This window comes from Sphingomonas sp. jy18, assembly GCF_056931895.1.
In genome coordinates this window covers 47,378-69,212 of the sequence record NZ_JBXPBT010000004.1, presented here as the reverse complement: position 1 = coordinate 69,212, position 21,835 = coordinate 47,378, and the positions used below count along the sequence as shown (strand labels likewise).

19 protein-coding genes are annotated in these 21,835 nt (G+C 65.3%); 8 read left to right on the top strand and 11 right to left on the bottom strand.

Translation table 11 applies throughout. The features are described from left to right. Positions 1–136 precede the first annotated feature (136 nt). Both AC0QC4_RS11140 and AC0QC4_RS11135 read right to left on the bottom strand, forming a co-directional pair. On the bottom strand, positions 137–679 hold the full coding sequence (locus AC0QC4_RS11140) for a GNAT family N-acetyltransferase (RefSeq protein WP_483659973.1): 543 nt from the start codon (positions 677–679) through the stop codon (positions 137–139). Positions 680–751: 72 nt separating this feature from the next. Further along, complete coding sequence (locus AC0QC4_RS11135; protein ID WP_483659972.1) at positions 752–3,415, bottom strand: TonB-dependent receptor plug domain-containing protein; 2,664 nt, start codon at positions 3,413–3,415, stop codon at positions 752–754. Between the two features lie 197 nt (positions 3,416–3,612). Here AC0QC4_RS11135 and AC0QC4_RS11130 point away from each other — a divergent pair, with 197 nt between their 5' ends. Further along, positions 3,613–3,984 carry a tRNA-binding protein gene (locus tag AC0QC4_RS11130; RefSeq protein WP_483659971.1) on the top strand — a complete coding sequence of 124 codons (372 nt, stop codon included), beginning with the start codon at positions 3,613–3,615 and terminating at the stop codon, positions 3,982–3,984. A 342-nt stretch (positions 3,985–4,326) separates the two neighbouring features. Here the strand turns inward: AC0QC4_RS11130 and fusA are convergent, their stop codons facing one another. From fusA to AC0QC4_RS11105, 5 genes are all read right to left on the bottom strand, one after another. Then, positions 4,327–6,399, bottom strand: a complete 2,073-nt coding sequence (gene fusA, locus AC0QC4_RS11125) for an elongation factor G (RefSeq protein WP_483659970.1) — start codon at positions 6,397–6,399, stop codon at positions 4,327–4,329. A 109-nt stretch (positions 6,400–6,508) separates the two neighbouring features. After that, a complete protein-coding gene (gene rpsG, locus AC0QC4_RS11120) occupies positions 6,509–6,979 on the bottom strand; it encodes a 30S ribosomal protein S7 (protein ID WP_483659969.1) in 471 nt (156 codons plus the stop codon). Positions 6,980–7,040: 61 nt separating this feature from the next. Beyond that, positions 7,041–7,412: a 30S ribosomal protein S12 gene (rpsL, locus tag AC0QC4_RS11115; protein WP_483659968.1), complete on the bottom strand. Its 372-nt coding sequence runs from the start codon at positions 7,410–7,412 to the stop codon at positions 7,041–7,043. Between the two features lie 289 nt (positions 7,413–7,701). Further along, positions 7,702–8,595 (bottom strand): alpha/beta hydrolase fold domain-containing protein, encoded by an 894-nt coding sequence (locus tag AC0QC4_RS11110; RefSeq protein WP_483659967.1) that lies wholly within the window; start codon positions 8,593–8,595, stop codon positions 7,702–7,704. 26 nt (positions 8,596–8,621) lie between these two features. After that, the gene (locus AC0QC4_RS11105) at positions 8,622–9,584 is read right to left on the bottom strand and encodes an isoaspartyl peptidase/L-asparaginase family protein (RefSeq protein WP_483660288.1); all 963 of its coding nucleotides are present in this window, start codon (positions 9,582–9,584) and stop codon (positions 8,622–8,624) included. A gap of 89 nt (positions 9,585–9,673) precedes the next feature. Here AC0QC4_RS11105 and AC0QC4_RS11100 point away from each other — a divergent pair, with 89 nt between their 5' ends. The 3 genes from AC0QC4_RS11100 to AC0QC4_RS11090 all read left to right on the top strand — a co-directional run bounded on the left by AC0QC4_RS11100 (position 9,674) and on the right by AC0QC4_RS11090 (position 13,449). Continuing rightward, positions 9,674–10,345, top strand: a complete 672-nt coding sequence (locus tag AC0QC4_RS11100; protein ID WP_483659966.1) for a pyrimidine 5'-nucleotidase — start codon at positions 9,674–9,676, stop codon at positions 10,343–10,345. Positions 10,346–10,408: 63 nt separating this feature from the next. Continuing rightward, on the top strand, positions 10,409–11,245 hold the full coding sequence (gene dapD, locus AC0QC4_RS11095; RefSeq protein WP_483659965.1) for a 2,3,4,5-tetrahydropyridine-2,6-dicarboxylate N-succinyltransferase: 837 nt from the start codon (positions 10,409–10,411) through the stop codon (positions 11,243–11,245). A 149-nt stretch (positions 11,246–11,394) separates the two neighbouring features. Then, positions 11,395–13,449 carry a TonB-dependent receptor plug domain-containing protein gene (locus AC0QC4_RS11090; RefSeq protein ID WP_483659964.1) on the top strand — a complete coding sequence of 685 codons (2,055 nt, stop codon included), beginning with the start codon at positions 11,395–11,397 and terminating at the stop codon, positions 13,447–13,449. A gap of 25 nt (positions 13,450–13,474) precedes the next feature. Here the strand turns inward: AC0QC4_RS11090 and AC0QC4_RS11085 are convergent, their stop codons facing one another. Both AC0QC4_RS11085 and gpmA read right to left on the bottom strand, forming a co-directional pair. After that, positions 13,475–14,632, bottom strand: coding sequence for a 2OG-Fe(II) oxygenase family protein (locus AC0QC4_RS11085; RefSeq protein WP_483659963.1), 1,158 nt, complete (start codon positions 14,630–14,632; stop codon positions 13,475–13,477). A 12-nt stretch (positions 14,633–14,644) separates the two neighbouring features. Continuing rightward, positions 14,645–15,331, bottom strand: coding sequence for a 2,3-diphosphoglycerate-dependent phosphoglycerate mutase (gene gpmA, locus AC0QC4_RS11080; RefSeq protein WP_483659962.1), 687 nt, complete (start codon positions 15,329–15,331; stop codon positions 14,645–14,647). 435 nt (positions 15,332–15,766) lie between these two features. Between gpmA and AC0QC4_RS11075 the strand changes: the two genes are divergently transcribed. The 4 genes from AC0QC4_RS11075 (at position 15,767) to AC0QC4_RS11060 (ending at position 20,769) form a co-directional block, all read left to right on the top strand. Beyond that, entirely contained in the window at positions 15,767–16,513 is a 747-nt protein-coding gene (locus AC0QC4_RS11075; protein ID WP_483659961.1) for a hypothetical protein, read from the top strand. Between the two features lie 77 nt (positions 16,514–16,590). Then, positions 16,591–17,802 carry a helix-turn-helix domain-containing protein gene (locus AC0QC4_RS11070; RefSeq protein ID WP_483659960.1) on the top strand — a complete coding sequence of 404 codons (1,212 nt, stop codon included), beginning with the start codon at positions 16,591–16,593 and terminating at the stop codon, positions 17,800–17,802. Between the two features lie 220 nt (positions 17,803–18,022). Next, positions 18,023–18,505, top strand: coding sequence for a hypothetical protein (locus AC0QC4_RS11065; RefSeq protein WP_483659959.1), 483 nt, complete (start codon positions 18,023–18,025; stop codon positions 18,503–18,505). Positions 18,506–18,660: 155 nt separating this feature from the next. Next, entirely contained in the window at positions 18,661–20,769 is a 2,109-nt protein-coding gene (locus AC0QC4_RS11060) for a S9 family peptidase (RefSeq protein WP_483659958.1), read from the top strand. 10 nt (positions 20,770–20,779) lie between these two features. Here AC0QC4_RS11060 and AC0QC4_RS11055 read toward each other — a convergent pair whose 3' ends face one another. Together AC0QC4_RS11055 and ykgO are read right to left on the bottom strand one after the other, a co-directional pair. After that, positions 20,780–21,385, bottom strand: coding sequence for an HAD family hydrolase (locus AC0QC4_RS11055; RefSeq protein ID WP_483659957.1), 606 nt, complete (start codon positions 21,383–21,385; stop codon positions 20,780–20,782). A gap of 136 nt (positions 21,386–21,521) precedes the next feature. Further along, positions 21,522–21,647 (bottom strand): type B 50S ribosomal protein L36, encoded by a 126-nt coding sequence (ykgO, locus tag AC0QC4_RS11050; protein ID WP_003046794.1) that lies wholly within the window; start codon positions 21,645–21,647, stop codon positions 21,522–21,524. Between the last annotated feature and the right edge of the window lie 188 nt (positions 21,648–21,835).

Sequence of the window (21,835 nt, the reverse complement as noted above, 5' to 3'; positions counted from 1 at the left end):
CCTTAGTCGCTCTTTTTCCGTCATGCAAGTAGTGCATTCACCTTGACCGCGCCGTTGCCGGAGCAACAGCATGTCGGGTGGGCTGCCGAACCGCCGGACGGGTGCCGCGACGAATCGGGCACAACGACGGGATCGATTACAGAAGCGCCTTTCGCATACGCAGCAGGGGAATGTCCACCCCGTCGACATGCGCATGGTGCAGCGCGTCGGCAGGCACATAGCCGCTGGCCCGGTAGAGCGGCACGCCCGCCGCCGTCGCCATCAGCTCGACCGCGCCGAAGCCGGCGTCGCGCGCCGCCGCCTCGCACAGCCCCAGGATCATGCGGCCGATGCCGCGGCGGGTGAAGTCGGGATCGGTGTACATGGCGCGCACCTTGGCGGCATCGGTCGCGGGATCGAGGCGTGCGGGCTCGCGCGCGACGACGCTGTCATCGCCGCCGTAGAGCGTCGCGCGGAAGCTCCAGCCGCCGCAGCCGGCGATGCGCCCGCCGCTTTCGACCATGAGATAGGTGCCGTCGCGGACCAGCTGGCTGTCCAGCCCCATCACCTTGTGGCTGGCGGCCACCTGAGCGGGGTCGAGGAATTCGGACTGGTTGTGGGCAATCGAGCGCGCCATCACCTGCTGCAGGGCAGCCAGATCGTCGAGCGTGGCAATGCGGTGTGTCAGCCTGTCGGTCATCGGCGCCTTCTTGGGGGTCAACGAAAAAGGGCGGGGAGATGCTCCCCGCCCCCTTTTGCGTCACCGGATCGATCAATAATCGATGGCGATCCGGACATAGTAGAAGCCGCCGTTGATGCCGAACGGCCCGCCCGAGCGCGGATAGATCTGGCCGTCGGCCAGGCTGTTGGTCAGCGCGAACACCGGGTTGGTGGTGGTCGGCGCGATCCGGTCGGGATAGGTGTCGAACAGATTGTTCGCGCCCACCGTCAGCGTGTAGCGATCGGCAAAGGTGTAGCTGATGTCGAGGTCGGTGACGAATTTCGAGCCGAAGGTCTGCCCCGGATACTCGAGCGCGTTGGCCCACGAGCTGTAGAAATTCTCGCGGAAGTTGACGGTGAAATCGCCGATCTGCCAGTTGGCCGAGAAGTTGGCGCGATGCTTGGGCGGCAGGTTGCGGATGTTGAACCGCTGCGCCGCGCTGATCACCGACGGATCGAAGTCCGTCACCTTGCTGACATTGTAGTTGTAGGCCAGCGTCAGGTTGAGCGGGCCACCGGCCAGCTCGGTGCGGTAGGTGCTGACCACGTCGACGCCGCTGGTGCGGGTGTCGAAGCCGTTGGTGAAATAATTGACGTCACCATCGATGCCGACGACCGCCAGCGAGGGCAGCGCCGCGAGATCGGCCGCGGTGACGCGGAAGGTCTGCGAGATGCCGATGCGGTTGCGCACCTTGATGGTGTAACCGTCGATGGTCAGCGTCAGATTGTTGGTCGGCTCGAGCACGATGCCCGCGCCGATGTTGGTCGAGCGCTCCGGATTGAGCGAGGTCGCGCCATAGAATTGGGCAATGTCGCTGGTCACCGGATAGGTACCGGTCTGCACCTGATTGCCGCCACGGAAGTTGGTGGTGACGATCTGGGTGTTGTTCTGGCCCGGTGACGGCGCGTGGAAGCCGGTGCCGATGGTGAAGCGCAGCGACACCGCGTCGGAGACTTCGTAGAGCGCGTTGAACTTGCCGACCACGGCGCTGCCGAAGGTGTCATATTCCTCGTAGCGACCGGCAACACCGGCGGTGAAGCTGTCGGTGATGTCGGCTTCCGCCCCGACATAGATGCCGTAGCTGGTCTGGCTGTTGGAACCGGCGAACAGCGGGCTGACGCCGCCGTAGCCGCTGGCTGCCGGCGACTGGGTGGCGACGATCTGGGTCGTGCCGTTCAGTGCCGGGGTATAGACGCCCGGTGAAACCAGATCGTACAGCGGCTGACGTGCGAAGGGTCCGGCTGCATAGGACTGCAGGTCGCCGACCGTGGTCTCATAGGTTTCGCGGCGGTACTCGGCACCGGCCGACAGGGTGATCGGCGACGCGAAGCCGACCTCGAGCGGATAGGTCAGGTCGAGATTGACGTTCTGTTCGCTCTGGATGAGGTTGCCGAAGAAGAAGTCGGTCTGGCTCTGCGGCCCGAAGGACGCGCTGAGCGAGTCGGTCATCGACAGCGACAGCTCGTTGCGGGCGAAGGTCGCCGACAGATCGTAGGTCAGGCCGCCGTCGACCTCGCCCTTGAGGCCGGTGTTGCCCCACCATTGCGTCACGTCACCGATGAAGCGCGGCGTGAAGCCGCCCGGATAGATCGACGCGAAGCTGAAGGTGGAACCGCCGTTGCGGACGAAACCGCCGGCCGGACAGGTCGCGTTACCCGCCGGGCACGGCGTGGTGTAGATGGTGTTGAACGACCCGTTGCGGCCCGGCGAGCGGGTCTGCGGCGTGCCGGTCCCGACATCGACGGTCAGCGGCACCGGCGCCGAGATCGGCGAGCGATAGTTGAAGCTCTGGTTGGCGGTGCTTTCGGCATAGTTGACCGCCAGATAGATGCGGACATCGTCGCTGAAATCATAGGCCGAGTTCAGGAACAGCTTGAAGCCGTCGCCCGGCGAGGTGCCCCAGATCTGGGCCGGTCCCGGATAGTTGGGGATGCTGTTGACCACACCCGGCTGGGTGCGCGCCAGTTCCAGCGCGATCGGGCGGGTGGCGCCACGGCTGGTGCCGTTCTGGTCATAATATTCGGCCGACAGGTTGATGAACCCGCGCTCGCCGAGTGCAAAGCCGGCGTTGGCCGCAATCTGGAAGCGCTCGCCGTCATTCTCGTAATTCTGGCCGTAGAGCGCTTGCACGTCGAACCCGGTATCTTCGCGCAGCTGGTAGTTGATGACGCCGGCGATGGCGTCCGAGCCATATTGCGCGGTCGCGCCGTCACGCAGCACCTGCAGGTTGCCGATGGCGATCGCCGGGATGTTGGCGATGTCCGCGCCCTGCGAGCCGTAAGACAGCGCGGTGTCGGCGCCGCTGTACACCTGCACCAGCGCGGAGCGGTTGTAGCGCTTGCCGTTGACCATGACGAGGATCTGGTCGGCGCCCAGGCCGCGCAGCGAGGGCGCGCGCACGAAGGTCGAGGCGTCGGAGATGGTGTTCTGCGGCACATAGAAGGACGGGACGAGGTTGCGCACCACGTCGAGCAGGTTGACCGCGGGCTGGCTAGCCAGCTCCTCGCCGCCGATCACGTCGACCGGCGAGGCCGAATCGGCAGCGGAACGGTCGGTCCGGCGCGAACCGATGACGACGATGGCTTCACCATCGTCGGCGGTCTCGGCTTCAGCCGCGCTGTCCTGCGCGAAGGCCGGTTGCGCCGACATCAGCGCTGCGGAGGCGACACCCGTGGCGAGCAGCGCGAACGAAATCTTTCTTGAACCCTTGATCATTGTGACAACCCCTTGGCCGGTCCTGCCCGTTTCCGCCATTACGGATAGCGGGCGAAATTCTGATCCTGCGGGCGCATGATTCTTCAAAAAACGCCGGTTGAAAAGAGCAATAGATTGAAAGTTACGCATATGTGACAAAAACAGCGCACTTGTTACGCTAAGCGTCGCTATTGGACGTACATTCGAAGGATCGACCGATGCATATGACCCCGGACGCCGACGCCGACATTGCCCCGCTGATCGATTTCGCCACCTTCCTCGCGGTCGACATCCGCGTCGGCCGGGTGCTCGATGCGGCACCGCTGCCCGGCGCGCGCAAGCCCGCCTATGTGATGACCATCGACTTCGGGCCGGTGATCGGCACCCGCAAGAGCAGCGCGCAGATCACCCAGAACTACAGCGCGGAGGAGCTTCCCGGCCGGCTGGTCGCCGCCGTGGTCAATTTCCCGCCGCGCCAGATCGGCAAGATCATGTCCGAGGTGCTGACGCTCGGCTTCCCCGATGCGCAGGGCCATGTCGTGCTGATGACCCCCGACCGCGATGTCGCACCCGGCAGCCGGCTGTTCTAGAGCGTGATGACTTGAGATCGCCACACTATGTCATTCCCGCGAAAGCGAGAATGACAAGTGACCTGCTTCAATGCAAAGTCATCACACGCTGAGGCTGGTCGGGCCGAAGCCAAGGTCGCTGCCTTATCGCATCTCCTCGCGTCGCCCCGTGCTCGACACGGGGCAAGGCTCTCTCTGGCGCCGCTGGCAGGCAAGCCTGGCTCCGCATCACGGGTGGGGCGAGGGATATCGCGATGCGGACTTCGGTTCCGGATGACGAGGACCCAGCCACCGCCCCCCCAAACAAAAACGCCGCCCCAGCAGGTGCTGGAGCGGCGCTTAGCATAATCGGCCGGTTGGCGATCAGGCCATCTTGGCCTTGACCTCGTCGGCAACATTCTGCGGCACTTCTTCATAGTGCGAGAACTGCATCGTGTACTGCGCGCGGCCTTGCGTGAAGGAGCGCAGCTGGTTGACGTAGCCGAACATGTTGGCGAGCGGCACCATCGCCTCGACCACCTGGGCATTGCCCCGGCTGTCGGTGCCCTGGATCTGGCCGCGCCGCGAGTTGAGGTCGCCGATCACGTCGCCCATGAACTCTTCGGGGGTCACCACCTCGACCTTCATCACCGGCTCGAGCAGCTTGATGCCCGACTTGGCGGCGACTTCACGCATCGCCGCGCGGCCGGTGATTTCGAACGCCAGTGCCGACGAGTCGACATCGTGGTAGGCGCCGTCGATCAGCTTGATCTCGAAGTCGATGATCGGGAAGCCGATCAGATGGCCGTTCTCGGCGGTTTCCCGCATGCCCTTTTCGACCGAGGGGATATATTCGCGCGGAATATTGCCGCCCTTGATCTCGTCGAGGAAGGTGATGCCCGATCCGCGCTCGCCCGGCGCCACCTGCACCTTGACGCGACCGAACTGGCCCGAGCCGCCTGACTGCTTCTTGTGGGTATAGTCGACTTCGACCGGCTTCGCGAGGCTCTCGCGATACGCCACCTGCGGCGCACCGACGTTCGCTTCGACCTTGAACTCGCGCTTCATGCGATCGACGAGGATGTCGAGGTGAAGCTCGCCCATGCCCTTGATGATGGTCTGGCCCGATTCATGGTCGGTCGAGACGCGGAACGAGGGGTCCTCGGCAGCTAGGCGATTGAGCGCGATGCCCATCTTTTCCTGGTCGGCCTTGGTCTTGGGCTCGACCGACAGCTCGATGACCGGCTCGGGGAATTCCATCCGCTCGAGCACGATCGGCGACCGTTCGGCGCACAGCGTGTCGCCGGTGGTGGTTTCCTTGAGCCCGGCCAGCGCGACGATGTCGCCGGCATGCGCCTCGTCGATGTCCTCGCGGCTGTTGGCATGCATCAGCAGCATGCGGCCGACCTTTTCCTTCTTGTCCTTCACCGAGTTGAGGTAGCTGCCCTTGGTCAGCGTGCCCGAATAGATGCGCAGGAAGGTGAGCGAGCCGACGAACGGATCGTTCATGATCTTGAAGGCGAGGCCCGAGAACGGCGCGTCGTCGGCGGTCGGACGGCTGTCCGGCTGGTCGGTGTCGGGGTTGATGCCCTGCACGTCGGGAATGTCGAGCGGCGACGGCAGATAGTCGACCACCGCGTCGAGCAGCGGCTGCACGCCCTTGTTCTTGAACGCCGAGCCGCAGCAGACCGGCACGAACGCCTGCGCCAGCGTGCCCTTGCGGATCAGCTTCTTGAGCGTGTCGGTATCGGGGATGGTGCCTTCGAGATAGGCTTCCATCGCGTCGTCGTCCTGCTCGACGGCGAGTTCGATCAGCTTTTCGCGATAGTCGGCAGCCTCGTCGGCCATATCGGCGGGAATGTCTTCGTAGAAGAATTCGGCGCCGAGGCTCTCATCCTTCCAGATGATCGCCCGGTTGTGGACGAGGTCGACCAGGCCCTTGAGGTCGGCTTCGAGACCGATCGGCAGATAGAGCACCGCCGGGGTCGCGCCGAGCCGGTCGATGATCGACTGCACGCAATATTTGAAGTTCGCGCCGGTACGGTCGAGCTTGTTGATGAAGCACATCCGCGGCACGCCATATTTGTCGGCCTGGCGCCACACGGTTTCCGATTGCGGCTCGACGCCGGCAACGCCGTCGAAGCAGGCGACCGCGCCGTCGAGCACGCGCAAGGACCGCTCGACTTCGATGGTGAAGTCGACGTGGCCGGGGGTGTCGATGATGTTGATGCGGTGGTCGTTCCAGAAACAGGTGGTCGCAGCCGACGTGATCGTGATCCCGCGCTCCTGCTCCTGCTCCATCCAGTCCATGGTCGCGGCGCCGTCATGGACTTCGCCGATCTTGTAGGACTTGCCGGTGTAATAGAGAATACGCTCGGTCGTGGTCGTCTTGCCGGCGTCGATGTGCGCCATGATGCCGATGTTACGATAGCGCTCAAGCGGATGGCTGCGGGCCATGGTCGTTACTCCTGTGCCGGGCTCACCGGCGTGGGGGGTGCGAAACTTGCTTCAAAACAGGCTTGGCCGGACCCGAAGGCCCGGCCAGCGCCGAGATCCTGTCGCCGGATTACCAGCGATAGTGGCTGAAGGCGCGGTTGGCTTCGGCCATGCGGTGAGTGTCTTCGCGCTTCTTGACCGCGTTGCCACGGTTGTTCGACGCGTCGAGCAGCTCGCCCGACAGACGGCCGGCCATGGTCGGCTCGCTGCGGTTGCGCGCGGCGTTGATCAGCCAGCGGATGGCCAGCGCCTGCGCCCGCTCGTGGCGGACTTCGACCGGCACCTGGTAGGTCGCACCGCCGACGCGGCGGCTGCGCACTTCGATGCCCGGCTTCACATTGTTGAGCGCGTCGTGGAACACCGCGAGCGGCTCCTTCTTCGCCTTGGCTTCGACGGTCTGCAGGGCGCCATAGACGATGGCTTCGGCCACCGACTTCTTGCCATCATACATGACCGAATTCATGAACTTGGTGAGCACCACATCCCCATACTGGGGATCGGGCAGGACTTCCCGGCGTTCCGGGCGACGACGACGTGCCATATTCTTCTTCCTTCGTATTCTTCAGCCACATCCGGAACCTGTCCGGGGCTTACTCGCTGGATTACTTCGGACGCTTCGCGCCGTACTTGGAGCGGCTCTGCTTGCGGTCCTTGACGCCCTGCGTGTCGAGCACGCCGCGCAGCACATGGTAACGCACACCGGGAAGGTCGCGGACACGACCGCCGCGGATCAGCACGACGCTGTGCTCCTGCAGGTTGTGGCCTTCACCCGGGATGTAGGTGATGACTTCGCGGGCATTGGTCAGGCGCACCTTGGCGACCTTGCGCAGAGCCGAGTTCGGCTTCTTCGGGGTCGTGGTATAGACGCGGGTGCAAACGCCGCGCTTCTGCGGGTTCGCTTCCATCGCGGGAACCTTGGACTTGGTCTTCTGCAGCACCCGCCCCTTGCGGACGAGCTGATTGATCGTGGGCATGAAGTCTTCACCTAATAGCTGGTTACTCTGATCGACGGCCGGCGGCTCCACGAAAGAACGCAAAACACGAAAAGCGCCGGATGGCGTAGCCGCCCCCGGACCCTTCACCGAATCGAACAGTGTTCAGGCAATATGTAACGCCGGATTTCTGCGGGTTTCGCCGGGCCAGAGCCCTGCACCGCATCGGTCAGGCGAGCGCGCCACTAGCGGCAAAGGGGCGCAAGGTCAACGGGTAGGGGCCCGGCCTCCGACAAAGGTCCGTAGTCTTGAGCTGCGGGTCATTCGATAGTCATGACTCTCGCGCCGCGAGAATGAACGCCGCCATCCGCTCCTGTGCCGCGCGGCTTTCGGGGAAGAAGAACAGCGGCCAGTCGTGCATCAGGCCGGCCCCCTCCTGATACGCCGCGTCCGGCAGCTTCGCTTTCAGCGCCCGCGCATCGGTGACGAGGATATCGTCCTGACCGCCGAACATCAGCACCGGCGGCAGGCCGGACCAGTCGCCATGGATGGGCGAGACGCGCGGATCGGTGTCTGGCGCATCTTTGGCGTAGAGTTTGCCCGCATCGCGGATGCCGCGCAGCTTGAGGATCGAATCGCGCTTTTCGATTGCCGGCTGGTCGGGATGCGTGCCGCTGGTGTCGAGCCACGGGCAGATCAGCAGCAGGCCGGCGGGCAGCCGCAGCCCGGCATCGCGTGCCGCCATCACCGTCGCCGAGGCCAGGCCGCCGCCCGCCGAATCGCCGCCGAGTACGAAGGGGCCATCATGCCGCTCGACAAAGGCCCGGTACGCGCCAAGCGCAAAAGCCGTTGCCTCGTCGACGCCATGTTCGGGCGCGAGTGGATACATCGGCGCGGTGACGGCAATCCCGTGCCGCTCCGCCAGCCGGGCGTAGAGCGCAAAGTGCGGCGGCACGGCAGAGAAGACATAGCCGCCGCCATGGAAGAACAGCAGATGCGCGGACGGCGCCCGATCCCTGGGCGCGATCGTCCAGACGGTGCGCCCGTCGAGCACCTCCTGCCGCACATCGAGCTGCTTGCGCATCCTGGCGGTCGGTTGCGCATCGGGCACGGCGCGCGCCGCGGCGATCACCTTGTGCATGTGCGGGCCGCCGGCATAGCGACGCGACACCCAGCCGGTGCTGCGCAGCAACGCGCCGACGATGCGGGCTGACAGGCTGGGCATCTATTCTCTCCCCCCTTCGGCGACGCTCACTCGTCCCCGTAGATCGCCACTTCGCTGAGGCCGGCGCTGGTGGCGCGGCCGCGATACATGCCGGGGGTGTTGAAACTGAACACCGCCTCTCCGCCCGGGCCGGTGACGATCACCCCGCCCGATCCGCCGAGATCGCGCACCTCGGCCATCACCGCATCCGCCGCCGCCTGCAGCGGCATGCCCGACAGGCGGGCGCGTGCGCAGATTTCGTGCGCGACACCGACGCGGATGAAATATTCGCCCGCTCCGGTGGCGGAGACCGCGCAGGCGCGATCGTCGGCATAGGTGCCCGCGCCGATCAGCGGCGCATCGCCGATGCGCCCCCAGCGTTTGCCGGTCAGCCCGCCGGTCGAGGTGGCGGCTGCGACATGGCCGGAGGTATCGACCGCGACCGCGCCCACCGTCCCATATTTGAGGTCGACATCGTACCAGGAAGCACCGGCATCGCTGACCTGGCGCGCGCGCAAATCATCGAGCTGGCGGCGGCGCATGTCGGTCTGGAACCAGCTGTTGTCGACCTGCTCGAGGCCGCGTTCGGCGGCAAAGCCATCTGCCGCGCTGCCGGTCAGCAGCACATGCGGGCTGTCCGTCATCACCGCACGCGCCGCGCTGACCGGGTGGCGGGTGGTGGCAAGCCGCGCCACCGCCCCCGCAGCCCGGGTGCGACCATCCATGATCGCGGCGTCGAGCTCGATCGTGCCGTCATAGGTGAACACCGCGCCGCGCCCGGCGTTGAAATTGGGATCGTCCTCGAGCGCCCGCACCACCGCCTCGACCGCGTCGAGCGAGGAGCCGCCGCTGTCCAGTATCGCGCTGCCGGCGGCCAGCGCTGCGGACAGCGCGGCGCGGATGGCGGCATCCTGTTCGGGGGTGATCCGCTCCCGTTCGATGGTGCCGGCGCCGCCGTGGATGACGAGCGTCCAGCGCGGCGGCTGGGCAGAGGCAGGGGTGGCGAGCATGGCCAGGGCTCCGGCGATCAGGGCGATGAGGGCGCGTGTCATGAAGCCAGCCTAGCCCTGCTGTGGCGCGCACGCTAGGTGCAGGTCGCATGAGCCCCGTACCCTCCCATATCGACTGCTGGATCTTCGATCTCGACAACACCCTCTATCCGCCCGAACTGGGCCTGTTTGCCCAGATCGACCAGCGGATGGGCGCGTTCATCATGCGCACCGTGGGCTGCGATGCGGTCGAGGCGCGGGTCATCCAGAAACGCTATTTCCATGACCATGGCACCACGCTGGCCGGAATGATGCGCCACCATGGCGTGCTGCCCGAAGATTTCCTGACCTATGTCCACGATATCGACATGGACCGGATCCCCGCCGACGCAGCCCTTGCCACGGCGCTCGCTGCACTGCCCGGCGCGCGCCACATCTTCACCAACGCCGATGCCGATTATGCCGCGCGGGTGCTGGAGCGGCGCGGCATCGCCCATCTGTTCGACCGCATAATCGACATCCGCGCGACCGGCTATCTGCCCAAACCCGAATTCGCCGCCTACGAACGGCTGGCGCGGCTGATCCCCGGCTTCGAGCCGACGCGCAGCATCTTCATCGACGACATGACCCGCAACCTCCGCCCCGCCCACGCCATGGGCATCCGCACCGTCTGGCTCGACAACGGGTCGGAGAGCGGGGATCGTGACCATGACGCAGCCCATGTCGACCATCATATTGACGATCTGACCCGCTGGCTTCAGGGCGTAAACGCCGCCGGATGACGCGCCTGTTTCGTCATTGCTTCGCTTCGCTCGCAATGACGGGGCGGCCAAAGGAGCAATGCAATGACCACCGACCTTATCGCCACCATCGAAGCCGCATGGGAGGCGCGCGGGGATATCTCCACCACCACGCAGGGGCCGGTGCGCGATGCGGTCGCAGCCGCGCTGGCCATGCTCGACGATGGCAGCGCGCGGGTGGCGGAGCCGGGCGCCGATGGCTGGGTGGTCAACCAGTGGCTCAAGAAGGCAGTGCTGCTCTCGTTTCGCTTGAACGATAACCAGATCATCCCCGGACCCGGCGGGTCCAACTGGTTCGACAAGGTGCCGTCGAAATTCGCCGGCTGGGGCGAGAACCGTTTTCGCGAGGCAGGCTTCCGCGCCGTCCCCGGCGCCATCGTCCGCCACGGCGCGCACATCGGCAAGGGCGTGGTGCTGATGCCCAGCTTCGTCAACATTGGCGCGCGGGTGGGGGACAACAGCATGGTCGACACCTGGGCGACGGTGGGCAGTTGCGCGCAGATCGGCGCCAATGTCCACCTCTCCGGCGGGGTCGGCATCGGCGGCGTGCTCGAGCCGCTGCAGGCCGAGCCGGTGGTGATCGAGGATGATTGCTTCATCGGCGCGCGCTCCGAAGTGGTCGAAGGCGTGCATGTCGAGCGCGGCGCGGTGCTGGCGATGGGGGTGTTCCTGTCCTCCACCACCAAGATCATCGACCGGGCGACCGGAGAGATTTTCGTCGGCCGCGTGCCGGCCTATTCGGTCGTCGTGCCCGGCGCGCTGCCCGGCAAGCCGCTGCCCGACGGATCGCCCGGCCCGTCCCTCGCCTGCGCGGTGATCGTCAAACGCGTCGACGCGCAGACGCGTTCGAAAACGGCGATCAACGAGTTGCTGCGCGATTGATTGTTGCGCGATTAACTAAATGGCGTGTCGTCATCGCCACATCTGCCAATCAATCGCGCCATATTGGTGCCAGATTATTTGCGTTGCGCGATTGTTCGACTAAAGCCGTCACGATGGCGCGGTTGCGGGTTGGATTTCATGGCAGGGTGTTGGCAAGCGGTGCGGCAACCGCGCTGTTGTGCGCGCTGCCTGCTGCGGCCCTCGCCCAGCCGGACGCCGCACCCGCCGGTTCGTCGCAAGGCAGCGTCACCTACACGCCGGCCGATTTCGCCCGCTTCAACCCCCGCAACGCGCTCGACATGGTCGAGCAGATCCCGGACTTCACGCTGCTGGCGGTGAGCGACGATCGCGGCATGGGCCAGGCCAGCCAGAATATCCTGATCAACGGCGCGCGCATTTCCGGCAAGTCGAACGATGCGCGCACCACCCTGTCGCGCATTTCCGCAAGCGCGGTGCAACGCATCGAGCTGGTCGACGGGGCGACGCTGGGCATCCCCGGGCTGACCGGGCGGGTCGCCAATGTCATCGTCGTCAGCAACCGGATCGAAGGCCAGTTCCGCTGGGATCCGCAATTCCGCCGCACGGTGGAAGACCAGCTCTACACCGGCTCGATCGGGGTGAGCGGACGCATCGGTGCCACCGATTTCACGCTGAGCCTGTCGAACACGCAGGGCCTCAGGCGTGGCGGGGTGGGCCCGGAAATCACCACCGATGCCGCCGGCACGCTGCTGCTGACGCGCGACGAGGTGGTCACCTTCCATGCCGACCAGCCGCGCCTTGCCGGCTCGATCACCCGCGAATGGGGCGACGGATCGGTGCTCAACGTCAATCTGGCGGGCGAACTCTACCTGTTCGACAGCCGTTTTGTCGCACAGGCTTTCCCGACCGACGGCGCGCCCGATTATGACGACCTGTTCGTCCAGACCGAGGATGAATGGAATGTCGAAGGCAGCGTCGACTATGCCTTCGATCTGGGTGGCGGTCGGCTGAAGCTGATCGGGCTGCAGCGGTTCGAACACAGCCCGACGACCAACGCGTTCAGCTTTCTCGATCGCGTGCCCGGCGCGGTGCGCATGGGCAGCCGCCTCGACCGGCTGGCCGACGAGGGCGAGAGCGTGGTGCGTGCCGAATATGACTGGGGCGCGAGCGGCCGCCAATGGCAACTGGCGCTCGAGGGCGCCTACAACTTCCTCGACATCAGCAATGATTTCGGCACGCTGCAGCCCGATGGCAGCTTTGCTCTCGCCCCGTTGCCGGGTGGCGACACCTTTGTCGATGAATGGCGCGGGGAGGCGACACTGTCGCGCGGCTGGCCGCTCGCGCCCGGCCTGACGCTGCAGACCACGCTGGGCGGCGAGGTCAGCAAGATCAGCCAGACGGGGGCGGGCGGCCTGTCCCGCACCTTCTACCGGCCCAAGGGCTCGGCCGCGCTGGCCTGGGTCGCCTCCCCCCGATTGACGGTCAACGCCAGCGTCGAACGGCAGGTCGGCCAGCTCAGCTTCTTCGATTTCGCCGCCTTCATCGACGTGCAGAACGACGTGCCGTCCGCTGCCAACACCCGGCTGGTGCCCGAACAGAGCTGGCGGGTTGACGGAGAGGTCATCCGCTCGCTGGGGCCGTCCGGATCGATCACGCTGGGCGGCTATCATGAATGGATCAGCGACATCGTCGATCGCATTCCGCTGTCCGCCACCGAAGAGGGCGTCGGCAATCTGCCCAGTGCGCGGCGCTGGGGCGTCACCGCGCGCGGCACGCTGCTGCTCGATGCGATCGGCTGGCGTGGCGCACGGCTCAACGGCAATGCCGAGTTTCGCGGGTCTTCGGTGCGCGATCCGCTCACCGGCGACACCCGCCGGATCAGCGGCGACCTGCGCCGGCGCTGGAGCGTCGACTTCCGCCACGACATTCCCGGCAGCGCCATCGCCTGGGGCGGGGCGATTTCCGAGGACCGCAACGCGCCCGTCTTCCGGCTCGACCAGATCAGCGACGCATCGCTGACCCGGCCGATCACATCGGTGTTCATCGAGCACAAGAATGTGTTCGGGCTGACCGTGCGGCTGACCGCGCGCAACCTCATCGACACGCGCGACGACCTGCGCCGCGACGTCTATCTCGACCGCCGCGACGGCCCGATCGACTTTCGCGAACGCCAGTTCCGCCGCATCTACCTGATCGGGGTGCTGGCGATCAGCGGCAGCTTCTGAACCTATCTAGGCACGGAATCCGCGCTCAGGCGCGATATTCGCCCAGGCCCTCGTCGAGGAAGGCGTTGTTCGCTTCCCGGATCTTCGCCGCCGCATCGTCATAGAGAAACGGCAGGAAAGCAAAGCGCTCGCCGCGCGTCACCGGCGCGACGCAGTGCAGCAGCGAGCAGGAGAAGACCAGCGCGCCCCCCGGCGGCGGCTTGTAGCCGCGCGGCCCATATTCGGGGAAGCTCACCGTGCCGCCGTCGAAATCCTCGTTGAGGTTGACCGAGACGGCATAGCGGCGATGCGCGGTGCCCTTGGTGGTATTGTCGCGATGCGGGCGGAAATGCCCGCCCTCCTCCGCCGTGTAGCAGCCGACCAGATAGCGCTCCATCCGCGTCACGCGGAAATAATGGACCCGCTCGATCTCCGGCACGATCCGCCGCTTGAACCGCTCCTGCAAGCGGCCGATCAGCTCGAGATTGCCGATGGTCCAGTCGCGGCGCAGCTTGTGGCCGGGGTCGGTGCGCAGCACCGTCTTGCCATTCTCCTCGCGCATGAAGCCCGACGGCTCGCCACCGTCCTGCCGATAGCCCGCGATCAGCTCGGCGCACAGCTCGGGCTCCAGCACATTGGGCAGCAGCAGCACCGGCGCCTGGACGAGGGAAAGATCGTCGGCGCGCGGCACCGGCACCGCCTCCACCGCGGCGATGGCGCGGGCGATGTCGCTGCGGTCCCTGGCAAAGGGGATCACCTCCAGCACCCGCAACTGCCGGTCGACGACCACCCACAGCGGGCGGAACGGCGCCTTGTCCACCGGCATCGGATCGGCCGGCAGCACGCCGAACAGCCGCGCCACCGCGCCGTCGAAATCCCAGAAGGTGCGATAGCCGGGGTAGCTGTCCCCCACCCGCGCCTGCGCTTCGTCCTGCGGATCGTTTGAAACGAAGAAGAAGCTGGCACGCGTGTCGTCGAACAGATCGGGCCGCGCGCGCGCCGCGGCCAGCGCAGGCTTGGCGAGATCGCTGCCCGCCGATCCACCGAAGCACAGCAGCACCGTCCGCCCCGCCACCGTATCGAAATTATAGCCGGGATTGCTGACCGACCGCACCCGGAACCGAGGCGCCGGGTCGCCGCGCAGCAGGCGGATGAAGCCCACCCCCTCGGCGCTCGCGGGTTTGCCCGGTGCCTGCGTCGCCATCACCCGTCCCCCTTAGCGCTCGGACAGATAATAGCGATCCACCGCACGCAGATCGTCCGCCAGTTCATAGACGATCGGCTGCCCGGTCGGTATCTCCAGCCCGGTGATGTCGGCATCCGAAATGCCCGACAGATGCTTGACCAGCGCGCGCAAGGAATTGCCGTGCGCGGAGATCAGCACCCGCTTGCCGGCCTTGAGCTCCGGCACGATCCGCGCCTGCCAATAGGGCAGCACCCGCGCGATCGTGTCCTTCAGGCTCTCGGTCGCGGGGATGGCGATGCCCGCATAGCGCCGGTCGGCCGAAAGGTCGAAGGCGCTGCCCGGCTCCAGAACGGGGGGCGGAATATCGAAGCTGCGCCGCCAGATCTTGACCTGCTCGTCGCCATGCTTCGCCGCCGTCTCCGCCTTGTCGAGCCCGGTCAGCCCGCCATAATGCCGCTCATTGAGCCGCCAGTCCTTTTCCACCGGCAGCCACAGCCGCTGCATCTCCTCCAGCGCGAGGTGCAGCGTCTTGATCGCCCGCGTCTGCAGCGAGGTGAAGCACAGGTCGAAATCGAGCCCCTTGTCCCGCATGAGCCGCCCCGCCGCCCGCGCCTCCTCCGCGCCCTTCTCGGTCACGTCGACATCCCACCAGCCGGTAAAGCGGTTCTCCAGATTCCACTGCGACTGGCCATGACGGATGAGGACAAGCTGCGGCAAGGGGTGCGCTCCTGTGCGGGGTGATCGCGCCAACCGCTGCCGCTCCGGGCGGGGGCTGTCAAGCTGGGGGGGCGGCGGGATGCTGTGCAGGCGGTGCGACCGGGTGCGCAGCCAACCCCTCTCCCGCCTGCGGGAGAGGGAGAGCCGACGAAGGCGGCGAGGGTGAGGGTGTGTCAGTCGACTACAAACCCCGTCGCCCCGGGCTCGACCCGGGGCCGCTCTCAGTTTCACTCATGATGATACGTCACCGCCTCCCTCGACGGCAGCCGCTCGTTCAGTTTCCTGTTTGGGGCCGAGTGCGGACTGTCGGCTTTTAGTCGTACGCTCAGGTTTCCGGACATTATAGATGCGACGCTTCATTGTGCCCGAATTCCAGCAGCAGATGCCGTTAGGCGCACATTTTTTGCAATCGGCACTTGCAATACGCAAAGATTCGTGACACAAATCCCGTATCGCCAACGGGGGCACTGCTTCATGGATATTCGTCGCACCATACTCGACACCGTTCCGAAGGAATTGTGGATCGACCTCGAAGATCGTCATCGCGCTGAGGCGTTCAAGGCGCACGAGGTTGTGAAGTCGAACATTCCACTGAACGCCAAGCGCAGCCGCGAGGTCGAAGGTCAGATCCGTTTTCGCCTTCAGGAGCAGGGTTACGAAGAGGTTGTCCAGCTTCATGGTGGCCACCTCGTCGAGGACGGCATCATGCCCGGAACCGAGTTGCGCGTTTATCAGCCCTTCGCGCGCTTTCAGGGTCTGGAGGTCGGCGTCATCCTCGGTTTCGCCGCGATGCCCGAGCCGCGCAAGATGCCTGCGAAGAACATGTCTCGTGCCGCCGGCGTTTCATTGAACTGGCATCTTCAGCCGAGCATGTTCGATGATCCGAAGAGCCTGCGCGCTAACGATATCTTCGTGCTCTTCCTCACCGCCCGCGATCGCAACAATGCGGGCATGATCGAGGAAATCGCTGTCGGCGTCATCGGCGCCGACTACAAGGACTTCACCTTCTACGAGTCGCTCGAAGATTTCCTCCGCGGCTACGGCGAAGGTGGCGAAGCCCCGGATGGCCCCAATGGTTCCGATGACCGCGGTGCAGACGTCAAGCTCCGCAAGACGCGCAAGCTGTTCTTGCCTCCGGAGAATCGCCCGGATAGCGATGCCGAGAACGGCTCGCACGCATAAGTCGGTCGCACCGACAGACGCTGATTTTTCTCCGCTTCGCACCCCAAAAAGGGTGCGAAGCCGTAAGGATTCCAGCCATGAGAATTGGTACTCCAGGGTTTATACCGGCGCGGCTCACCGAGATCCGTAATGCGCGGCGCATCCCGTCTCGCGCTGCGCTGGCCCGACGTCTAAATAGAAGTGCCAGCGCAGTGTCACGATGGGAAGACGAGGATTCAGACCAGACCCCAGACCCGGCTACCCTTCTTCATCTCGCCGACGAGATGCAAGTTCGCCCGGAATATTTTCTGCGCGAGACTTACGAGAGTGACCGTCCGACCTTCTTGCGTTCGCTGTCGAGCACCCTTGTTCGCGACTTGGAGTATCAGAAGGCCCAGATGCAGTGGCTGCACGAAGCCAGCTACATTATTAGCCATTATGTCGATCTACCCGAAGTCGATATTCCCGATGTCTTGGCGGGCGCCGACTATACCCAGCTGCGTGACGCGGACATCGAGCAGATAGCACTCGATTTGCGTAGGCACTGGAACCTCGGCGAGGGACCGAGCGGCGATATGGTCACCTTGATGGAGCGCGTCGGCATTGTTGTTGCCACCATCCCGATGAACACGACGAAGCTCGATGGTCTTTGTAGCTGGTCACCAATTGATGGCCGGCCGCATGTGCTTCTCGCGACTGACAAGATGTCCTTTCCTCGCAGGCAGATGGATGCGGCGCACGAGCTGGCGCACGCCATCCTCCATAGATCAGTGCCGGTCGAGGAATTCAAAGCCAACCTCCGCGTAATTGAGCGCCAAGCCTTTCGGCTCGGTAGCGCCTTCCTCATGCCCTCGACTAGCTATCCACATGAGGTTCGCCGCTGCTCGCTTGCGGTGCTAGCTAGTCTCAAGGAAAGGTGGCGGGTTTCGATCAAAGCGCAAATCAAGCGTCTATCTGATCTCGACATTATTCCGGAAGAATTGTCCCGTCAGCTGTACAAGCTCTATTCGGCGAAGGGCTGGTCGAAGGGTGAGCCGCTGGATCAGCACTGGCCCGTCCAGCAACCGCGAGCTTTGCGTGACAGCCTCAACCTGATCGTCGACAACGGCGTGCGCAGCAAAGCAGACCTGCTCGCGACCGAGTTCACGATATCGGCGACCGATATCGAGCTGCTTTGCGGTCTGTCACCGGGGTGGTTCAATCGCGATGCGGCTGAGGTCGTGACGCTGAAGCTCGCTTCGTCGGATGGCGAGGCTTCGCCGCGACGCGAAGGTCAGGTCATAGCCTTTCCAGACCGCCATCGCCGCTAACGCGGAGGCGAGCATCCAGATCCAACGCGACGCCGAGCGGCTGCTTTAGAAAGCCGTCACGTGATCAGCTACGACTTAGTTGGGGGGGCGTTGCTGCCGGAACCGACATCGAATGAACGTCTGATGTATTCCCTGCTGGCCTGACACCAACTCGTCCGCTCCCCCCTTCCGGCCCACCGCCCCCCTTGCACCCCCGCCCCCCGCCGCTATGTCCACGCGGATGACCACAACGCCCCCCATTCCCGCCAGCCCTTGGCTTGACGCCGATGGTGAACCTTACGATCCCCGACCCGCGATAGCGGCCTGGCGGGATGGAGGCGGTGACGCTGCCGCGGACGAGCTGTGGGACAGGCTCTGCCATCAGGGCACCGTCAACTCGGCGTCCTATGCGGCGGTCGGGGCGATTGTGCAGGTGATCGAAGGGCGCGCATCGCCGGATTGGCGGGCTTACGCGCTGTTGGCCTCGATCGAGGAGGGTCGCCTTTCCGATGGCAACCCGCCGGTGCCTGCGGCACTGGAGGCAGCGTATCGGGACGGGTGGGCGGCATTGCTGCCGCTGGCGCTGCGCGATCTTGCCATCGCGCAGGACGATCTCGCCGTGCGCAGCATATTGGCCTGCATCGCCCACGCCAAAGGGCAGCACACGCTGGCCGAAATTGCGCTTTGCACGGAGGATGAGCGGCTGGAGATGCTGGGCCGATAAGGCCGACCGCCCGGCCATCGCCTCCCTCGGCCACCCACGGCCGACCTGTCATGCGCTTTGCTGGAACCGCAGGGCTACCTCTTGGCGGCTTGGCGGCTTGGCGCGAACCACCGCCCCCCCTTGCACCCCCGCCCCCCGCCGCTATGTCCGCCCGGATGATCACATCGCCCCCCGTTGCCGCCCGCCGCCCGCACAGCGCCACGCACCACAACCGCACGCTGACCGACGATTATGCCTGGCTGCGCGACCCCGCCTATCCGACGGTGTCCGATCCCGACATCCTCGCCTATCTCCATGCAGAGAATGCCTGGTTCGAGGCGGCGATGGCGCCGCATCAGCCGCTGGTCGAAACCCTGTTCCAGGAGATGAAGGGGCGCATCAAGGAGGATGACAAGTCGGTGCCGGTGCGCGACGGGGACTGGCTGTACTGGCGGGAATTTGCCGTGGGCGGGCAGTATCGCACCTGGTGGCGGCAGGCGGTGGATGCCGCTGGCGCGCCCACCGGCGCGCCGCAGTGCATCCTCGACGAGCCGGCACTGGCTGAGGGGCATGCCTATTTCCGGCTCGGCGCGCTCGACATCAGCAAGGATGGCACCCGCCTCGCCTATTCGATCGATACCAACGGGTCGGAACGCTACACCGTCTATTTCCGCGATCTTTCCAGCGGCGCCGCGCTGCCGGACGCGGTGCCCGGCGTTCGCGGCACATGGGGGGAGGACAGCGTCGAAGGGACGCTCGGCAATCTCGTCTTCACCGCCGACGGATCGGCTTTGCTCTATGGCCGGGTCGACGACAATTGGCGCACGCGCACGATATTGCTGCACCGGCTCGGCACCCCGGCGGCGGAGGATGTGACGCTCTATGACGAGCCCGAGGAGGGCTTCAACGCCGGGGTGGCGATGACCCAGTCCGAGCGGTTCATCATCCTGTCGACCGGCGATCATGAGACCAGCGAGGTGCGGCTGCTGCCTGCGGACGATCCGCTGGCCACGCCGATCCTGGTCGCGGCCCGGCGCAAGGGCGTGGAATATGATGTCGAGGAGCATGACGGCACCCTGTTCATCCACACCAACGACACCCACCCCAATTTCCGCCTCGCCACCGCGCCGCTCGACGCGCCGGGCGAATGGACCACGCTGATCGCGGGATCGGACGATTTCTACCTGACCGGCGTCACCACCTTTGCCGATTTCTATGTGATCGAGGGCCGCGAGCAGGGCTTGGACCAGATCGAGCTGCGCTATTACGACGATCCGGCGCGCATCGAGCGCATCGCCTTTCCCGAGGCCAGCTATGACGCGGCGCTGGGGGAAAATCCCGACTATCGCACCGGTGTGCTGCGGCTCGGCTATGAATCGATGGTCACGCCGGGCACCGTCTATGACTATGACGTGGCGGCACGGACCATGGTCGTGCGCAAGGTGCAGGAGGTCCCCTCGGGCTATGACGCCGCCGATTATGCCACGGAGAGGCTGATGCTCCCGGCGCGCGACGGTACCATGATACCCGTCAGCCTGATCTGGAAGAAGGCGTACATAGGTCAGGACCTTCTGCGTCCTCTCCACCTCTACGGCTATGGCGCCTATGGCATCGCCATCCCCCCCGGCTTCTCCACCACCCGCCTCAGCCTGGTCGATCGCGGCTTCGTTTACGCCATCGCCCACATCCGCGGCGGCGACGACCTGGGGCGGCACTGGTATCTGTCCGGCAAGCAGCAGCAGCGCACCAACAGCTTCCACGACTTCATCGACGTGGCGCAGGGCCTGATCGACGCAGGCTGGACCAGCGCCGGCCGCATCTCCATCGCCGGCGGCAGCGCGGGTGGCGAACTGGTCGGCGCGGTGATCAACATGGCGCCGGAACTGTTCGGTGCCGCCGTGGCGCATGTCCCCTTCGTCGACGTGCTCAACACCATGCTCGACGGATCGCTGCCGCTGACGCCGGGCGAATGGCCCGAATGGGGCAACCCCATCGAGGATGCGGACGCCTATGACCTGATCGCGAGCTATTCCCCCTACGACAATGTGCGCGCGCAGGCCTATCCGCCGCTGCTCGTCACCGCCGGCCTCAACGATCCGCGCGTCACCTATTGGGAACCCGCTAAGTGGGTGGCGAAACTGCGCGCGACCAAGACGGACAGCAATCTGCTGCTGCTCAAGACCAACATGGGCGCAGGCCATGGCGGCAAATCCGGCCGGTTCGAGAGTCTGCGCGAGGATGCCGAGGAACAGGCCTTCATCCTGACGCAGCTGGGGATGGCCTAGACCGAACCGCCTAGACGGGGAGGCCGTGTCCGCGCAGCCATGGCCGCAGCGTCGGCTCATCCACGAAGACATGCCCGGCGATGCCGACGCTCTCTGCGCCGGCTATATTGTCGGCGCGATCGTCGATGAACAGCGCCTCATCCGCGCTGAGCCCGAACCGCTCGAGCGCCAGCCGGTAGATCGCCGGATCGGGCTTGGCGATTTTCTCGGTGCCCGAGACGAGGATATCGCGGAAATGCCCGAACAGCGGCTGCGTCGGGTGGAAGTCGTGCCAGAATTCATGGCCGAAGTTGGTGATGACGAACAGCGGCACGTCATCTGCGGCGAGTTGCTCGACCAATGCGTGCATCCCTGCCACCGGCCCCGGGATCGTCTCGACGAACCGGGCCGCATAGGCGCGAATCAGCGCTTCATGGTCGGGATATTCACCGATCCGCTCGGCAATCATCTCGTCGAGCGGACGACCGGCATCGCTCTGGAAATGCCATTCAGGGGTGATGACGGTGGTGACGAATCGCTCGACCTCGGCCGGATCGTCGATCAGCTTGGCGAACAGGTGGCGCAGGTCCCAATGGAACAGTACTTGTCCCACATCGAAAATGACGGCTTTGGGCATTTTCGTCGGACCCTCCCCCTGACGCAGGCGCCAGCAGCATATGCGCCAGCAGACATAGCAAAACCGCCCCCGGATTGCTCCGACGGCGGCGTCGACCTCATCCTTGCAGCCTGAACGATCAGGCTGCAATCCGCGCTCAGCCCTGGCGGGCCTTGAAGCGGCGGTTGGTCTTGTTGATCACATAGGTGCGGCCGCGGCGACGGATCACGCGGTTGTCCCGGTGCCGGTCCTTGAGCGACTTCAGGCTGTTGCGGATCTTCATCGGTCTGGCTTTCTTGACAGCGTTGCAATTGCGATACCGGACAATCGACCAGCGTCCCGCGGCGAGCGCGATTCTCCGGGCCGGAACTGTCGGCGAAGGCGCGCCACTATGGTGTGACCGCAGCAAAGTCAACCGCAGACCGCGGAAATCGGCGGAGCAAGGGGGAACAGGGCGCTGCACTCGTTCAT

Bases quoted from the DNA above. Each gene is read 5' to 3' on its own strand.
- AC0QC4_RS11140 (WP_483659973.1), bottom strand. From the start codon at position 679: ATGACCGACAGGCTGACACACCGCATTGCCACGCTCGACGATCTGGCT.
- AC0QC4_RS11135 (WP_483659972.1), bottom strand. From the start codon at position 3,415: ATGATCAAGGGTTCAAGAAAGATTTCGTTCGCGCTGCTCGCCACGGGT.
- AC0QC4_RS11130 (WP_483659971.1), top strand. From the start codon at position 3,613: ATGCATATGACCCCGGACGCCGACGCCGACATTGCCCCGCTGATCGAT.
- fusA (WP_483659970.1), bottom strand. From the start codon at position 6,399: ATGGCCCGCAGCCATCCGCTTGAGCGCTATCGTAACATCGGCATCATG.
- rpsG (WP_483659969.1), bottom strand. From the start codon at position 6,979: ATGGCACGTCGTCGTCGCCCGGAACGCCGGGAAGTCCTGCCCGATCCC.
- rpsL (WP_483659968.1), bottom strand. From the start codon at position 7,412: ATGCCCACGATCAATCAGCTCGTCCGCAAGGGGCGGGTGCTGCAGAAG.
- AC0QC4_RS11110 (WP_483659967.1), bottom strand. From the start codon at position 8,595: ATGCCCAGCCTGTCAGCCCGCATCGTCGGCGCGTTGCTGCGCAGCACC.
- AC0QC4_RS11105 (WP_483660288.1), bottom strand. From the start codon at position 9,584: ATGCTCGCCACCCCTGCCTCTGCCCAGCCGCCGCGCTGGACGCTCGTC.
- AC0QC4_RS11100 (WP_483659966.1), top strand. From the start codon at position 9,674: ATGAGCCCCGTACCCTCCCATATCGACTGCTGGATCTTCGATCTCGAC.
- dapD (WP_483659965.1), top strand. From the start codon at position 10,409: ATGACCACCGACCTTATCGCCACCATCGAAGCCGCATGGGAGGCGCGC.
- AC0QC4_RS11085 (WP_483659963.1), bottom strand. From the start codon at position 14,632: ATGGCGACGCAGGCACCGGGCAAACCCGCGAGCGCCGAGGGGGTGGGC.
- AC0QC4_RS11070 (WP_483659960.1), top strand. From the start codon at position 16,591: ATGAGAATTGGTACTCCAGGGTTTATACCGGCGCGGCTCACCGAGATC.
- AC0QC4_RS11065 (WP_483659959.1), top strand. From the start codon at position 18,023: ATGACCACAACGCCCCCCATTCCCGCCAGCCCTTGGCTTGACGCCGAT.
- AC0QC4_RS11060 (WP_483659958.1), top strand. From the start codon at position 18,661: ATGATCACATCGCCCCCCGTTGCCGCCCGCCGCCCGCACAGCGCCACG.
- AC0QC4_RS11055 (WP_483659957.1), bottom strand. From the start codon at position 21,385: ATGCCCAAAGCCGTCATTTTCGATGTGGGACAAGTACTGTTCCATTGG.
- ykgO (WP_003046794.1), bottom strand. From the start codon at position 21,647: ATGAAGATCCGCAACAGCCTGAAGTCGCTCAAGGACCGGCACCGGGAC.